At 61.9% G+C, this 14,449-nt stretch carries 15 protein-coding genes; 10 read left to right on the top strand and 5 right to left on the bottom strand.

Features of this window, described 5'->3' with window-relative positions:
* The first annotated feature begins 3 nt into the window (after positions 1 to 3).
* From urtD to ACP15O_RS08480, 4 genes are read left to right on the top strand one after another with little or no spacing between them, the layout of a single operon-like run.
* Positions 4 to 753: an urea ABC transporter ATP-binding protein UrtD gene (gene urtD / locus ACP15O_RS08465; protein WP_425095636.1), complete on the top strand. Its 750-nt coding sequence runs from the start codon at positions 4 to 6 to the stop codon at positions 751 to 753.
* An 11-nt stretch (positions 754 to 764) separates the two neighbouring features.
* A complete protein-coding gene (gene urtE / locus ACP15O_RS08470) occupies positions 765 to 1,454 on the top strand; it encodes an urea ABC transporter ATP-binding subunit UrtE (protein ID WP_425095637.1) in 690 nt (229 codons plus the stop codon).
* Between the two features lie 20 nt (positions 1,455 to 1,474).
* A complete protein-coding gene (gene fmdA / locus ACP15O_RS08475; protein ID WP_425095638.1) occupies positions 1,475 to 2,707 on the top strand; it encodes a formamidase in 1,233 nt (410 codons plus the stop codon).
* 52 nt (positions 2,708 to 2,759) lie between these two features.
* The gene (locus ACP15O_RS08480; protein WP_425095639.1) at positions 2,760 to 3,089 is read left to right on the top strand and encodes an FmdB family zinc ribbon protein; all 330 of its coding nucleotides are present in this window, start codon (positions 2,760 to 2,762) and stop codon (positions 3,087 to 3,089) included.
* A gap of 12 nt (positions 3,090 to 3,101) precedes the next feature.
* Here the strand turns inward: ACP15O_RS08480 and ACP15O_RS08485 are convergent, their stop codons facing one another.
* From ACP15O_RS08485 to mgtE, 4 genes are read right to left on the bottom strand one after another with little or no spacing between them, the layout of a single operon-like run.
* Entirely contained in the window at positions 3,102 to 4,145 is a 1,044-nt protein-coding gene (locus ACP15O_RS08485) for a succinylglutamate desuccinylase/aspartoacylase family protein (protein WP_425095640.1), read from the bottom strand.
* The gene (gene rimK / locus ACP15O_RS08490; protein ID WP_425095641.1) at positions 4,145 to 5,050 is read right to left on the bottom strand and encodes a 30S ribosomal protein S6--L-glutamate ligase; all 906 of its coding nucleotides are present in this window, start codon (positions 5,048 to 5,050) and stop codon (positions 4,145 to 4,147) included. Before rimK ends, ACP15O_RS08485 begins: the two co-directional genes overlap by 1 nt.
* Positions 5,047 to 5,559: an ATP-dependent zinc protease family protein gene (locus ACP15O_RS08495; RefSeq protein ID WP_425095642.1), complete on the bottom strand. Its 513-nt coding sequence runs from the start codon at positions 5,557 to 5,559 to the stop codon at positions 5,047 to 5,049. Before ACP15O_RS08495 ends, rimK begins: the two co-directional genes overlap by 4 nt.
* Positions 5,547 to 6,917 carry a magnesium transporter gene (gene mgtE / locus ACP15O_RS08500; protein ID WP_425095643.1) on the bottom strand — a complete coding sequence of 457 codons (1,371 nt, stop codon included), beginning with the start codon at positions 6,915 to 6,917 and terminating at the stop codon, positions 5,547 to 5,549. Before mgtE ends, ACP15O_RS08495 begins: the two co-directional genes overlap by 13 nt.
* Positions 6,918 to 6,996: 79 nt before the next feature.
* Here mgtE and ACP15O_RS08505 point away from each other — a divergent pair, with 79 nt between their 5' ends.
* A complete protein-coding gene (locus tag ACP15O_RS08505; RefSeq protein WP_425095644.1) occupies positions 6,997 to 7,269 on the top strand; it encodes a hypothetical protein in 273 nt (90 codons plus the stop codon).
* A gap of 26 nt (positions 7,270 to 7,295) precedes the next feature.
* Here the strand turns inward: ACP15O_RS08505 and ACP15O_RS08510 are convergent, their stop codons facing one another.
* The gene (locus ACP15O_RS08510; protein ID WP_425095645.1) at positions 7,296 to 7,877 is read right to left on the bottom strand and encodes a cupin domain-containing protein; all 582 of its coding nucleotides are present in this window, start codon (positions 7,875 to 7,877) and stop codon (positions 7,296 to 7,298) included.
* 330 nt (positions 7,878 to 8,207) lie between these two features.
* Between ACP15O_RS08510 and ACP15O_RS08515 the strand changes: the two genes are divergently transcribed.
* From ACP15O_RS08515 to ACP15O_RS08535, 5 genes are all read left to right on the top strand, one after another.
* Positions 8,208 to 9,485: a 4-aminobutyrate--2-oxoglutarate transaminase gene (locus ACP15O_RS08515; protein WP_425095646.1), complete on the top strand. Its 1,278-nt coding sequence runs from the start codon at positions 8,208 to 8,210 to the stop codon at positions 9,483 to 9,485.
* Between the two features lie 9 nt (positions 9,486 to 9,494).
* Entirely contained in the window at positions 9,495 to 10,952 is a 1,458-nt protein-coding gene (locus ACP15O_RS08520) for an NAD-dependent succinate-semialdehyde dehydrogenase (RefSeq protein ID WP_425095647.1), read from the top strand.
* Positions 10,953 to 11,106: 154 nt separating this feature from the next.
* A complete protein-coding gene (argE, locus tag ACP15O_RS08525; protein WP_425095648.1) occupies positions 11,107 to 12,261 on the top strand; it encodes an acetylornithine deacetylase in 1,155 nt (384 codons plus the stop codon).
* 38 nt (positions 12,262 to 12,299) lie between these two features.
* Positions 12,300 to 13,109 carry a GNAT family N-acetyltransferase gene (locus tag ACP15O_RS08530; protein ID WP_425095649.1) on the top strand — a complete coding sequence of 270 codons (810 nt, stop codon included), beginning with the start codon at positions 12,300 to 12,302 and terminating at the stop codon, positions 13,107 to 13,109.
* A 274-nt stretch (positions 13,110 to 13,383) separates the two neighbouring features.
* Positions 13,384 to 14,391 carry an ABC transporter substrate-binding protein gene (locus ACP15O_RS08535; protein WP_425095651.1) on the top strand — a complete coding sequence of 336 codons (1,008 nt, stop codon included), beginning with the start codon at positions 13,384 to 13,386 and terminating at the stop codon, positions 14,389 to 14,391.
* Positions 14,392 to 14,449 lie beyond the last annotated feature (58 nt).

Consider the following 14,449-nt stretch of genomic DNA (forward strand, 5'->3'; position numbering starts at 1 on the left):
TAAATGTCTGTGAATAATCCAAATTTCGTGCTGACGGTCGAAGGGCTGACGGTATCCTTCGACGGGTTCAAGGCGGTCAACGACCTGAGCTTTTACGTCGAACCCAATGAATGCCGGGTGATCATCGGCCCCAACGGGGCGGGCAAAACCACGGTGCTGGATCTGATCTGCGGCCGGACAAAGGCGACCTCGGGCTCAGTTAATTTCAAGGGGCACGAGCTGCTGAACATGCGCGAAGATCAGATCGTCCACGCCGGGGTGGGGCGCAAATTCCAGACGCCCTCGGTCTACGAAGACCTGACCGTGTTTGAAAATCTGGAACTCAGCTATCCCAAGGGGCACGGTGTGTTCGGGGCGCTGACGTTTCGCCGCGATGACCCGGTGAAAACCCGCATCAAAGAAATCGCAAAGACGATTTTCCTGGACGATCAGTTGGACGAAAAAGCCGCCTATCTGAGCCACGGCCAGAAACAGTGGCTGGAAATCGGGATGCTGCTGATCCAGGACCCCGAGCTGCTGATGCTGGACGAGCCGGTCGCCGGCATGTCCGTCGCCGAGCGCAAGAAAACCGCCGAGCTGCTGAACCGCATCATCAAGGACCGCTCGGTCATCGTGATCGAACACGACATGGGCTTTGTCGAGGATATCGCCACCCGCGTCACCGTCCTGCACCAGGGCAAAACCCTGTCCGAGGGCTCGATGGAGCGGGTGCAGAACGATCCCAAAGTCATCGAAGTCTATCTGGGCCACTAAGGAGAGAACACATGCTGGATGTAACCGATCTGCGCGCGGCCTATGGCGAATCCGAGGTGCTGCACGGGCTGGATCTGAAGGTCAGGCCCGGTGAAATCGTCGCCATCATGGGGCGCAACGGCATGGGCAAAACCACGCTGATGAAAACCCTGATGGGCATCGTGCCGGAAAAATCGGGGGCCGTGTCGGTGGGGACGGACGCGGTGACGGGGCTGAAATCGCACCAACGCGTCGCCAGGGGCATCGCCTATGTGCCGCAGGGGCGGATGATTTTCTCGGCCATGACGGTGCAGGAGAACGTGGAAACGGGGCTGACGGTGACGGGCAGCAAAAAGGTGCCTGATGACATTTACGAGCTGTTCCCCGTGCTGCTGGAAATGAAATCGCGCCGCGGGGGGAACCTGTCGGGCGGTCAGCAGCAGCAGCTGGCGATTGCCCGCGCGCTGGCCAGCAACCCCAAGGTGCTGCTGCTGGATGAGCCGACAGAAGGCATCCAGCCCTCGATCATCCGTGAAATGGCCCGCACCCTGCGCAAGATCCGCGATCAGAAGGGCCTGTCGATCATCGTTTCAGAACAGGTGCTTAGCTTTGCTCTGGACGTCGCGGACCGGGTCATGGTGATCGAGAATGGCGAATTTGTGCACGACAGCCCGCGCGACGGCATCGACGAGGCCAAGGTCTCGAAATTCCTCTCCGTTTAAATCAAAGAAAGGACAGTAACATGGCAGATACGCTGATTTCGGTGGACCTGAGCGAAAGCCCCCACACCAATGAAAACGTACACAACAGGTGGCACCCCGACATCCCGATCAACGTCTGGGTCGAACCTGGCGATGACTTCAAGATCGAGACCTATGACTGGACCGGCGGGCAGATCAAGAATGACGACGACGCCAGCGACGTGCGCGATGTAGAGCTGGAGCAGGTGCACTATCTGTCCGGCCCCATCGGCGTCAAAGGGGCCGAGCCGGGCGACCTGCTGGTGGTGGAAATTCTGGACATCGGCGCCAAGGAAGAAAGCCAGTGGGGCTTTAACGGCTTCTTTTCCAAGCAGAACGGCGGCGGCTTCCTGACCGAGCATTTCCCCGAGGCGCAGAAATCCATCTGGGATTTCGAGGGCATGTTCACCAAATCGCGCCATGTGCCCGGCGTGAAATATGCCGGTCTGATCCACCCTGGCCTGATCGGCTGCTTGCCCGACCGTAAGATGCTGGACATGTGGAACGCCCGCGAAACCGCGCTGTTCAACACCGATCCGGACCGCACGCCGCCTCTGGCCGCGCTGCCGACCACACAAAGCGCGCATATGGGCGCGATGAAGGGCGAGGAACGCGACGCCGCCGCCGCCGAGGGCGCGCGCACCGTGCCCCCGCGCGAACATGGCGGCAATTGCGACATCAAGGATCTGAGCCGCGGCTCGAAGATTTACTTCCCGGTTTACGTGGATGGCGCGGGCCTTTCGATGGGGGATCTGCACTTCAGCCAGGGCGATGGCGAGATCACCTTCTGCGGGGCCATCGAAATGGCCGGCTGGCTGCACCTGAAGGTCAGCCTGATCAAGGAAGGCATGTCCAAATACGGTGTGAAAAACCCGATTTTCAAACCCTCGCCGATCACGCCGAAATACGATGACTATCTGATCTTCGAAGGCATCAGCGTCGATGAGGCTGGCGAGCAGCACTATCTGGACGTCCACATTGCCTATCGTCAGGCCTGTCTGAACGCGATCGAGTATCTGAAGAAATTCGGCTATTCCGGCGCGCAGGCCTATGCGATTTTGGGCACGGCTCCGGTGCAGGGGCATATCTCGGGCGTGGTGGATATTCCGAACGCCTGTGCCACGCTGTGGCTGCCCACGGACATCTTTGAATTCGACGGCATGATGCCCAACCCGGATGGTCCGACCAAGTTCCTGGATGGCTCGATCGACATTCCGCTGGCCCCTGATCTGTAAACCAATCGGGGCGGCGACCCCCGCCGCCCCATCACGAACAAAGGACATCCCAATGCCCGTCTATGAATACTGGTGCGATGATTGCGGCCCGTTTGAATCCCTGGTGCCGATGTCAAAATTCTCGGAACCCTGCGCCTGTCCGGTCTGCGCGCTGCCCGCGCCGCGCGTGATGATGACCGCGCCCAAACTGTCCGTCATGGATTCAAGCCGCCGCCACGCGCATGAAACCAACGAACGCAGCGCCGACAGTCCGCGCAGATCCGCGCACGGGCCGGGCTGCGGCTGTTGCGGAGGCGGGGAAAAGAAGAACTCCAAAACGCTGTACCGCCCGGACGGATCCAAGAGCTTCCCCAGCAAACGGCCCTGGATGATCTCGCATTGACGGGGCGCGCCGTCAGATGATCTCATCCTCATCGAACATTGGATCGTCCTCCAGCTGGCTTTCCAGATCTTCGACGGCGCCCTCTGCCTCGGACATAGATTTGACCCGCCCGATGTGGAAAACCGCATCGCCTTCGTTGACGATGGGCATGACGGCACGCCCCACGATAATCCCCGAGAAAGGCGCAAGAATTTCCGTTTCCTTCTCGCCGAACGGGTCAGATACGGCGGCCAGCAGATCGCCTTTGCGAACCAGCGCGCCGTCCGCTTTGAAGATACGCAGCAGCCCGCCCATCGGCGCGCGGACCCATTTGCTGGACGGGCAGAACTGCGGCGATCCCTTGGGCTTTGCGACACCGCGGCGCGCGATCATCCCCTGATGGTTCATCACACGCAGCACCCCGGCCACGCCCGCCCGGATGGTGAATTCGTCAAAGCGCAGCCCCTCTCCGCCTTCGAACAGCAGAACGGGTTTGCCGATTTCCTGTGCCGCATGTCGCAGCGAGCCATCGCGCAGCGGGGATTTCATCACGACAGGCGCGCCGAAGACCTCGGCCAGTTCCTGCATCGCCGTATCATCGGGGGAAATGCGCACCTGAGGATAATTCGTCCGGTGAATCGCGGCCGAGTGCAGGTCAATCCCGATATCGGCGCGCGCCACCACCTCGGTCAGGAACCGATTGGCCAGCCGCGCCGCCAATGAGCCCGTCTCACTGCCCGGAAAACAGCGGTTCAGGTCGCGCCGGTCGGGCAGATAGCGAGAGTGATTGATCAGACCGTAGGCATTCACAATCGGCACCGCCAGCAACGTGCCTTTCAAGGCTTTCAGCGGCTTCGAGGCCAGCACGCGACGGATGATTTCAACCCCGATCACCTCGTCTCCGTGGATTCCGCCGCTGATAAACATCACCGGGCCCGGCGTTTTGCCATGCACCACATGCACCGACATCGAAATCGGCGTGTGATCGGACAAAACGCTGACGGGAATATCCACAGTCCGGCGGCTTCCCGGCGCAATCTCTGCGCCGGCGATCCGAAAGGGGCTGACCTTTGCCATCAGCCGCGCCCTTTCGTGCGGGTTGTGCCCTTTGCATAGTTCTTTTCCAGGAACTCGATCATCTTGCCCGCGATGTCCAGCCCGGTGGCTTTTTCCACGCCTTCCAGACCGGGCGAAGAGTTCACCTCCATGATGACGGGGCCGTGGTTGGCGCGCAGCATGTCCACGCCGCAGGCATTCAGACCCATCGACTTGGCCGCGCGCACGGCGGTGGCGCGTTCTTCGGCGCTGAGCTTGACCACCTGGGCCGAGCCGCCACGATGCAGGTTCGAACGGAATTCGCCCTCGGCGCCGGTGCGTTTCATCGCCGCGATCACCTTACCGCCCACGACGATGGCGCGGATGTCGGTGCCGCCGGCCTCTTTGATGAATTCCTGGATCAGGATGTTGGTGTTGGTGGCGCGGAAGGCCTCGAATACCGATTTGGCCGAACGGTTGGTATCGGCCAGCACGACGCCCAGACCCTGGGTGCCCTCCAGCAGTTTGATCACCAGCGGCGCGTCCCCGGCCAGTTTCAGCACCTCTTCGGTCTGTTTGGCATCATGGGCGAAGGTGGTGACCGGCAGGCCGATCCCGTCGCGCGCCATCAGCTGCATCGAGCGCAGCTTATCGCGCGAGCGCCCGATGGCGACGCTTTCGTTCAGCGGGTAGACGCCCATCATTTCGAACTGGCGCAGCACGGCGGTGCCGTAAAATGTGACCGAGGCCCCGATCCGCGGGATCACCGCATCATAGCCCTTCAGCTTTTCGCCGTTGTAATAGACTTCGGGGCGGCGCGAGGCGATGTTCATATAGCAGCGCAGCGTGTCGATGATATGCAGCTCGTGGCCGCGTTCTTCGGCGGCTTCTTTCAGCCGCTGGTGCGAGTAGAGTTTGGCGTTCCGGGCCAGCATCGCGATTTTCATGTGGGTTCCTCTTCTCTTGAATAGGGGGGCCTCTTTGAGACCAGGAATGTCTTTCGGGTGTGGACGGCGACGGCGTGGTTTTTCAGCGCCGCGCGTCCGATGATCATCGGAAAGCTCATGTTTGTTCTGTCCGCCAGCGAGACGTCGATCATCCAGAGGCGCTTGCCGAACCGGGCCTTGGTTTTGACCACCAGCCGTTCCTCGGGGATGCCGCTGGTGTTTTTGATTTCACGGACATGAACCACCGGGGCCTCGACCGAGCGAAAGCCGACATGAGGATTGTCCCAGTCCGGCAGGGTCTGAAACCGCACCCATTCCACGCCATCCTTGTCGAACAGTTCGATGTTTTCGGCATGGATCGCCGAGGTGCGCGCGCCGGTGTCCAGCTTGGCCTTGACCTGATCCAGCCCCAGCTGAGGCAGACCGATATATTCCATCCAGCCAAACAGGGCCACCGCGTGTTCCTGAGCGGGTTTGGGGGGGGCGGGGGGCGTCATCAGATCAGCCATGGCATCATCAGGGTTGCAAAACTCAGCACGAAGAAGAAGCCGGCCATATCGGTGACCGTCGTCAGCAGCGGGCCGCTGGCGGCGGCCGGATCCTGGCCGAACCGTTTCAGCAACAGCGGGACAACCCCGCCGATTGACACCGCCAGCATGGTGTTCAGCGCCAGCGCGGCGCCAATCACAAGGCCCAGGGCGGGGTTGCCCTTCCAGATCCAGGCGACAACGCCGATCAGCACCCCCAGCGCGATGCCGTTGATGACGCCGACCGAGATTTCCTTGAGCCACACGCGGAAGGCATCCATGGGACGCACAAGGCCCAGGCTAAGCTCGCGCATGGTGACGCCGACCGCCTGATTGCCCGAACAGCCTGACATATCCGACACCATCGGCAGGAAAACAGCCAGCGCGATGACAGCGGCCAGGGTGTCCTCGTAGGCGGAGATCACGCTGGCCGCGACGATATTCAGCACGATATTCGCGGACAGCCAGGCCAGCCGACGGCGCGAGCGCAGCCAGGTCGGCATCGAGCGCAGCTCGTCCCCCACCACACCCTGACGTTTCAGGCTTTCGCTTTCGCTGCGTTCCAGAACGGCCTCGGCCACGGCAGAGCGTGACACCACCCCCACCAGCAGGCCATCGGCATCGACCACCGGAATGCCAAGAAACGGGTATTCGTCGAAAATGTCCTCAAGCTGCGCCAGCGGCATGTCCACGGGCACCGTCATCGGCGCGACCATGATCTCCGTCAGATGGGCGCTGCGCTTGGCCGTCAGCAGCCCACGCAGCGAGACCACGCCAATCGGCTGTCCGGTTTCGTTCACGATATAGGGGTGCTGGCCGCGATAGCGCTCGAAATCGTCATCCTCCGAGGCCAGCGCGCGCAGCACCTTACCAACGGTATCCCTGTCCGAGAACTGAAACACCTCGGCCATCATCAGGCCGCCGGCGGTGTCATCCTCGTAGGCCGCCAGACGGCGGACATCGGCGGCCTCTTCGGCGTCCATTTCGGACAGCACGGCCTCGGCGTCTTCGGCGTCCATTTCGCCGATAACGTCCGCCTGCACGTCCGAATCCAGTTCCTCCAGAATTTCCGCCGCGCGTTCGGGCTCCAGCCGTTCGACCAGCTCGGCCGCCATCTCGCCCGGCGCTTCTTCGATCAGCTCGGCCGCCAGCTCGGCCGGAACCAGCGCCAGCACGTTGTCGCGCTCGTCCGGCGAGAGCGTCAGCAGCTCGCGCAGCGCTTCGCTGTAGGGCAGGGGATCCAGCAGCGCGGAAATGCGCGCGGCATCACCCGCGGCGATCGCCGTGCGCAGCTCGAGCCCGATTTCGGGGGTCTGATTTTTGTTGTCGAGGTCTAACATGCGTCACCCTTTTTTCTTGACGCTCTCTATATGGACAAATTATATTTGTCTATAGGTAAAAAATTATCTGGAATATAGAATGCAATATGACGACGTAGCCCAGCGGCTCCAGCAGCTTTATGCCGAAGCTTTCGGTGGAAAGGCCTCGGGGCGTTTCAGGATTCCCGAAAAGCTGTTGAAAGAGATGATGGGGCGCCGGCGGCTTTATTCGGAGGATCGCACGGCGATTGCCCGCGCCCTGTTCGAGCGCGGCTATGTGCTGATCGACATGGACAGCTTTTTTGTGGTGATGAGCGCCAACTCATTCGTGAATTACCGGCGGGTCGGCAAAGAGGCGCTGGAAACCGGGTAGGCGGCGCAGGTCCGCGCCAGAGCCCGTCAGAATGTCGGCGGCGTCAGGGCGCTGACCACGATGCAGCGCTCGGGGCCGATGTTGCGGAAACGGTGCGGCTTGGTGCTGTCGAACTGATAGGCATCGCCCGCGCGCAGGATTTCCGTGCGCCCATCGACCTCCAGCAGCAGTTCGCCTTCGATGACATAGCCGCCTTCCTCGCCCTCGTGGCCATAGGGTTCGGGGCCGGTGTCCGCGCCGGTCTCGTAGACCTCATAGAGCATCATCAGGCTGGTGTCCTTGGCCGGGCCCAGCCGTTTGAACGAGAGCGCTTTCATGCCCTCGCCCGTGGTGCCGTCGAACAGGGTCTCGGGGGTGATTTCGGTGAATTCATCGCTGCGGAACCAGAATTTATCGGTCCGGTCGGGGTTGTCCTCGAAGAACTCCGACAAGGTCAGATCCAGCACGTTCAGGATTTTCTTGAGCGAGGACACCGAGGGGCTGGTCTTGTTCGCCTCAATCAGCGAGATCATACCGTTCGTCACCCCGGCCCGCGCGGCAACCTCGCGCTGGGTCAGGTTGTTTGCCTTGCGAACGGCCTTCAGTCGCGATCCTACGTCAAAATCCATGTGTCATCACAGTGTTGTTTCAACGCCCTGTTTTATCGGCGTGTTTAAAATAACGCAACCGCAGGCCCTAAGGGGGTGGAACTGCGACCGTGTGGAAAAATGGCAAAATACTTAACGGGTGGCGCGGGTTTCTGCGTATTTATTAGACGTTCGGATGCCGTATTTTCACGGATAATCCGGGGGTGTTTCCCTTAAATACAGGGGAAATCATGGCATGACAGGGTGTTTTGCGAATTTTCTGATTTGACAAGGATGTAGTTGCAGTAAATTAAACACATGATAGCCTCCGGTCAAAATAATCACTGGCTCAGGCCCCAGAAAGGAATCACAATGCTGAATACCGAAATTTCCGCTCGTCGCGACAATGCGATCTCGCGTGGGGTTGGGATGCAAACCCAGATCTACGCCAAGACTGCCAAAAACGCCGAAGTCTGGGACGTCGAGGGCACCCGGTATATTGATTTTGCCGCCGGGATTGCGGTGGTGAACACCGGGCACTGCCACCCCAAGGTCATGGCCGCCGTGCAAGAGCAGCTGGGCAATTTCACCCACACGTGCCACCAGGTTCTGCCCTATGAAAACTATGTGCGCCTGGCCGAGCGTCTGAATGAAAAAGTCCCCGGTGATTTCGCCAAGAAAACCGCCTTTGTCACCACCGGCGCCGAGGCGGTGGAAAATGCGATCAAGGTCGCCCGGATCGCAACGAACCGTCCGGCGATCATCGCCTTTGGCGGTGCGTTTCATGGCCGTACTTTCATGGGCATGTCGCTGACCGGCAAGGTCGCGCCCTATAAAAAAGGCTTCGGTGCGATGATGCCCGATGTCTATCACGTGCCCTTCCCGATTGATCTGCATGGCAGCTCGACCGAGGATGCTCTGGGCGCCATTCAGAAACTGTTCAAGGCCGATCTGGATCCGCAGCGCGTGGCGGCCATCATCATCGAACCCGTGCAGGGCGAGGGCGGCTTCTATCCCGCTCCGGCCGAGCTGATGCGCGGGCTGCGCGCATTGTGCGATGAGCACGGCATCCTGATGATCGCCGATGAGGTTCAGACCGGCTTTGCCCGGACCGGCACCCTGTTCGCGATGGACGCCTATGACGTGGCCGCCGACATCACCACCATGGCCAAGGGTCTGGCGGGCGGTCTGCCTCTGGCTGCGGTCACGGGCCGGGCCGAGCTGATGGACGCAGCCCATCCGGGCGGTCTGGGCGGCACCTATGGGGGGAACCCGCTGGGGATCGCGGCCTCGAATGCGGTGCTGGATGTCATCGAAGAAGAAGACCTGTGCGCCCGCGCAAACGAGCTGGGCTCGCGTCTGAAACAGCGCCTGGAATCGATCCGCGAACGCACCCCCGAGATCGTCGATATCCGTGGCCCCGGTTTCATGATCGCGGCTGAGTTCAACACTGCGGACGGTTCGGCCCCGAACCCTGACATGGCCAATGCCATCCGCGCCGAGGCCCTGACCCGTGGCCTGATCCTGCTGACCTGCGGTGTCTATGGCAATGTCATCCGTTTCCTGGCGCCGCTGACGATCGAAGACGCGATCATGGCCGAAGCAATGGACATCCTTGAGGCGTCGATCGACGCCGTGAAAAACGCGTAAGGTGGGCCGATGACTCTGAAACTCAAGGATCCGTCGCTGCTGGAAACCCGCGGCTATGTGAATGGTGTGTGGCTGGAGACGGAACAGACGTTTCCGGTGCACAATCCCTCGACCGGCGCGCTGATCGCCAACGTGTCCGACATCAGCATTGCCGGCACCTCTGACGCGATTGACGCCGCCTATGCCGCCAAGGCCGAGTGGGCTGCGCTGACCGGCAAAGAACGCGGAACGATCTTGCGTAAATGGTATGATCTGATGGTGGAAAACGCCGACGATCTGGCCACCATCCTGACCGCCGAAATGGGCAAACCCTGGCCCGAGGCACGGGGCGAGATTCTGTATGGGGCCTCGTTCATCGAATGGTTCGCCGAAGAGGCCAAGCGCATCTACGGTGACGTGATCCCCGGCCATCAGCGCGACAAACGCATCGTGGTGCTGAAACAGCCCGTGGGGGTTGTCGGCTCGATCACGCCGTGGAACTTCCCCAATGCGATGATCGCGCGCAAGGTGGCTCCGGCGCTGGCCGTGGGGTGCACCTTTGTGGCGCGCCCGGCGGAACTGACGCCGCTATCCGCGCTGGCCATGGCGGTTCTGGGCGAACGGGCGGGCATTCCGGCAGGGGTGTTCAACGTGATCCCGTCCTCGGACAGCGCGGGCGTGGGCCAGGAACTGTGCGCTAACGATAAGGTCGCCAAGATCACCTTTACCGGCTCGACCCGTGTGGGCAAAATCTTGATGAGCCAGTGCTCTGACACCATCAAGAAAATGTCGCTGGAGCTGGGCGGCAATGCCCCCTTCATCGTTTTCGATGACGCCGATCTGGATGCCGCCGTCGAGGGCGCGATGATCGCCAAATATCGCAACAACGGCCAGACATGTGTCTGCGCGAACCGGATTTACGTGCAGGAAGGTGTCTATGACGCCTTTGCCGAAAAACTGGCTGCGGCAACCCAATCGCTGACCATTGGCGATGGCTTTGCCGAGGGCGTGACCACCGGGCCTTTGATCAATGCGGCCGCGCTGGACAAGGTTCAAAGCCACATTGCCGACGCGCTGGACAAAGGCGCCAAGCTGGCCATGGGCGGCGCGCCTTCTGAACTGGGCGGGACGTTCTTTCAGCCCACCGTGCTGACCGGCGTCACCCCTCAGATGGCCGTCGCGAAAGAGGAAACCTTTGGCCCTGTCGCGCCGCTGTTCAAGTTCAGCGACGAATCCGAAGTGATCGCCATGGCCAATGACAGTGAATTCGGGCTGGCCTCGTATTTCTACAGCAACGATCTGGCGCGCGTCTGGCGCGTGGCCGAGGCGCTGGAATCGGGCATGGTGGGGATCAACACCGGCCTGATCTCGACCGAGGTCGCGCCCTTTGGCGGGATCAAGCAATCGGGTCTGGGACGCGAAGGCTCGAAATACGGGACCGAGGATTTCCTGGAAATCAAATACCTGTGTTTGGGCGGTATCCAATAACCGCTCACATGCCCGCGCCGTTTTCTAACCCCTTGGCGGCGCGGGCATATTTTCAGCAGCTCTGCGGCCACGCCCAGCCCAGAGCGCCTCAAGGTGTTGCCTTGCGGGCAAACTGTGCCATAGCTGGGGCAGACAAGATGACCGGGGGGCGGACATGACCGATTGGACAGGATTTTCCTTGCTTGAAAAGCTGGTGGGCTTTCCTTCGGTTGTGGGGCGTTCGAACCTGCATCTGATGGATTTCGTCGCCTCTTATCTGGCGGATCTGGGCGTTCCGTGCCACCGGCTGACGGGCCCCGAGGGCGATCGGCAAAACCTGTTTGCCACGATCGGCGATCCGGCGGTGCCGGGCTATATTCTTTCCGGCCATGTGGATGTTGTCCCCGCAGACGAGCCCGAATGGCTGGGCGATCCTTTCGTGCTGCGGTGCGAGGGGGCGCGGCTGATCGGGCGCGGGGCCTGTGACATGAAGGGCTTTGACGCGGCGGTTCTGGCGGCGGTTCCTGACCTGTTGGCCATGGATCTGGCCGCGCCGATTCATATTGCCCTGTCCTATGACGAAGAGGCCGGATGCAAGGGCGTGCCCCATCTGATTGCAGCCCTGCCGGAACTGTGCGCCACGCCACTGGGCTGCATCGTAGGAGAGCCGACGGGCCTGCATCCGGTGCTGGCGCATAAGGGAAAGGCCGCGCTGCACCTGACGGCCAAAGGCATCCCCGGCCACAGCGCGCGCCCCGATCTGGGGCAGAACGCGATTCACGCTTTGCTGCCGGTTCTGACGGCGACCGCCGAACAGGCGGCAGCGCTGCAAAAGGGGCCGCAGGACGCACGTTTCCAGCCGCCCTATTCGACTGTGCAGATCGGCACGATTGACGGGGGGCGGGCGCTCAATATCATTCCCGAACACGCCCAGGCCCGGATCGAGGCGCGCGCCATCGCGGGCCAGGATCCGCGTGCGTTGCTCCGGCCGGTTCTGGACAGTCTGGGCCCGGATGTGCAGGCTGAGTGGCTCTCGACCTATCCGCCTCTGGCGCTGGCACCCGGCGCAGATCTAGCGCAGCTGGCACAGCAGATTTCGGGCCATCCCGCCGCTCCGGCTGTCAGTTTCGGCACCGAGGCGGGGCTGTTTCAGCAGGCCGGCATCCCCTCGGTTCTGTGCGGCCCCGGCGATATGGCGCGCGCGCACAAACCCGAGGAATACCTGCTGCGCGACGAGCTGGAGGCCGCCCGTCAGATGGTGCTGCGCCTGGGTCGCAGCCTGTCTGCCGGGGCGGGGCCTGTGCCACAAGAGACGCTGCGTTCTGTCTGATCCTTCGCGACGAAGGCAAACCACCACGAGGCCCGCCGATGACGTCCTGCTTATGGCAACTTGCGCCCTTTACCCCCGAATATCTGCCTCAGGCGGTTCGGCTGAGCCAGCAGGTGTCCTGGCCGCACCGCCCCCAGGACTGGGCGATGGCGCTGGCCCATTCCAAGGGGGTTGTCGCGCTTGAGAATGGCCGGGTGGTCGGCACTGCGCTGGTCTCTTTGTTTGGGCCGGTCGCGACGCTGAACATGATCCTGGTCGAGGCCGCAATGCGTGGGCGCGGGCTGGGACGGCAGCTGATGAACGCGGTCATTCCTGGCGCCGCAGATCGCGAGCTGCGGCTTGTCGCCACCGCGCAGGGGCTGCCGCTGTATCAGAAAATGGGGTTCGAGCGGGCCGGTCATATCCAACAATTTCAAGGCATTGTGAAAGGCGCAGAGCCAGAAATCCCGGTGTCTGCCGGGGCGGGTGATCTGGCGGATCTGCTGCGGATGGATGCTGCGGCATCGGGGATGGCGCGCGGCGATCTGCTGCGCGCGATTGCCTCGCAGGGGACGGTTCTGCGCACCGAAGAGGGCTTTGCCATGATCCGCAGGTTCGGGCGCGGGCAGGTTGTCGGGCCGATTGTTGCGCCCGATCTGCCGACGGCCCGCGCCCTGCTGTCTGGCGCGGCACAGCAGGCCGATGGCGGGTTTTTGCGGCTGGATACCGGGTGCCCGGCGCTTGGCGATCTGGCTCTGTTGCTGGGGATGGACCTGGCCGGGGGCGGCACCGCGATGGTCCGTCAGGCGCGTCCGCGTCCGCAGGCCAAGGGCAGGGTTTTTGCGCTTGTGTCCCAGGCGTTTGGCTGATCGGCCATCCTCGATGGCGTGCAAATCACCGTTCGGATCCGCTTGTGCCTTCCGTAAGGTTACCCCCGCCGATAGCCCCTAGCGCCCCAACCTAACCTTTTGTGACCCTTTACAAACCTTCCCCCACATGTTGAGCTTAGCCCGCAGCCTGGAGCATTTACGCCCCCACTCGGGTGAATAGATCTGGGAAATCAACCGCGAGGGTTGGTGACTGGCCGTGAACCCGGAGATCCGCGGCCCGAAAAGTCGAAAAGATCTGGGAGGAAATCCTCTGATGAATACCAAACTGAAATGCGCCCTGGGCGCCAGCGTTGTTGCATTGGCCGGTGGCCAGGCCATGGCTGCGGACTGCGGGTCGGTTTCGATCGCAGAAATGAACTGGGCCTCGGCCGAGATGATGGCCAATGTGGACGCCATCATTCTGGAAGAGGGCTATGGCTGCGATGTGGAACTGGTGCCGGGTGCAACTCAGACCACCTTTGCCTCGATGTCCGAAAAGGGCCAGCCCGATGTCGCGCCCGAACTGTGGATCAACGCCGTGCGCGTGCCGCTGACCGCCGCGATCGAGGAGGGCTCGATGCTGTCGCTGAACGGCGGCCCGATCACCGATCTGGGCGAGGGCTGGTGGATCACCCCCGCTTTTGCCGCAGCCCACCCCGAGCTGAACACCGTGGAAAAGGTGCTGGAACGCCCCGATCTGTTCCCCCATCCCGAAGACGCCAGCAAGGGCGCCTTTGTCGGTTGCCCCGCAGGCTGGGGCTGTCAGCTGTCCAACGCCAACCTGTTCCGCGCCTTCGATATGGAGGCCAAGGGCTGGGTGCTGGTCGATCCGGGCTCGGCTGCGGGTCTGGACGGGTCGATGGCCAAGGCCGTGGAACGCGGCGAGCCGTGGTTCGGTTACTACTGGTCGCCCACCTCGATGATCGGCAAATACAGCATGATCAAACTGCCCTGGGAAACCCCTTGGGGGGGCTCGGATAACTGGGACAACTGCATTGTGAAACCCGAGCAGGACTGCGCGGATCCGCAGCCTTCGTCCTACACCGAATCCGAGGTCCACACCGTTGTGACCGACGATTTCGTCACCAAGGCGGGCCCGGCCAGCGAATATTTCGAAAAACGCGTGTTCCCCGGTGCCGTGATGAACGGGATGCTGGTCTTCATGACGGAAAACCAGGCCACGGGCGAGGACGCGGCCTTTGAATTCCTGGCCAAAAACCCCGAAGTCTGGACCCAGTGGGTGCCGGCTGACGTGGCGGCCAAGATCAAAGACGCGCTGTAAGTTTCTCAACTTCCGCAAGGGCCCGTGCCACCCCGCACGGGCCTTTCGCATAACTAAA

The sequence above is a fragment of the Youngimonas ophiurae (nom. illeg.) genome (genome assembly GCF_049803795.1).
Taxonomy (GTDB): Bacteria; Pseudomonadota; Alphaproteobacteria; order Rhodobacterales; family Rhodobacteraceae; genus Thalassobius.

Excerpts from the sequence above, each read along its gene's own strand:
- urtD (WP_425095636.1), top strand. The coding sequence starts at position 4 with ATGTCTGTGAATAATCCAAATTTCGTGCTGACGGTCGAAGGGCTGACG.
- urtE (WP_425095637.1), top strand. The coding sequence starts at position 765 with ATGCTGGATGTAACCGATCTGCGCGCGGCCTATGGCGAATCCGAGGTG.
- fmdA (WP_425095638.1), top strand. The coding sequence starts at position 1,475 with ATGGCAGATACGCTGATTTCGGTGGACCTGAGCGAAAGCCCCCACACC.
- ACP15O_RS08480 (WP_425095639.1), top strand. The coding sequence starts at position 2,760 with ATGCCCGTCTATGAATACTGGTGCGATGATTGCGGCCCGTTTGAATCC.
- ACP15O_RS08485 (WP_425095640.1), bottom strand. The coding sequence starts at position 4,145 with ATGGCAAAGGTCAGCCCCTTTCGGATCGCCGGCGCAGAGATTGCGCCG.
- rimK (WP_425095641.1), bottom strand. The coding sequence starts at position 5,050 with ATGAAAATCGCGATGCTGGCCCGGAACGCCAAACTCTACTCGCACCAG.
- ACP15O_RS08495 (WP_425095642.1), bottom strand. The coding sequence starts at position 5,559 with ATGGCTGATCTGATGACGCCCCCCGCCCCCCCCAAACCCGCTCAGGAA.
- mgtE (WP_425095643.1), bottom strand. The coding sequence starts at position 6,917 with ATGTTAGACCTCGACAACAAAAATCAGACCCCCGAAATCGGGCTCGAG.
- ACP15O_RS08505 (WP_425095644.1), top strand. The coding sequence starts at position 6,997 with ATGCAATATGACGACGTAGCCCAGCGGCTCCAGCAGCTTTATGCCGAA.
- ACP15O_RS08510 (WP_425095645.1), bottom strand. The coding sequence starts at position 7,877 with ATGGATTTTGACGTAGGATCGCGACTGAAGGCCGTTCGCAAGGCAAAC.
- ACP15O_RS08515 (WP_425095646.1), top strand. The coding sequence starts at position 8,208 with ATGCTGAATACCGAAATTTCCGCTCGTCGCGACAATGCGATCTCGCGT.
- ACP15O_RS08520 (WP_425095647.1), top strand. The coding sequence starts at position 9,495 with ATGACTCTGAAACTCAAGGATCCGTCGCTGCTGGAAACCCGCGGCTAT.
- argE (WP_425095648.1), top strand. The coding sequence starts at position 11,107 with ATGACCGATTGGACAGGATTTTCCTTGCTTGAAAAGCTGGTGGGCTTT.
- ACP15O_RS08530 (WP_425095649.1), top strand. The coding sequence starts at position 12,300 with ATGACGTCCTGCTTATGGCAACTTGCGCCCTTTACCCCCGAATATCTG.
- ACP15O_RS08535 (WP_425095651.1), top strand. The coding sequence starts at position 13,384 with ATGAATACCAAACTGAAATGCGCCCTGGGCGCCAGCGTTGTTGCATTG.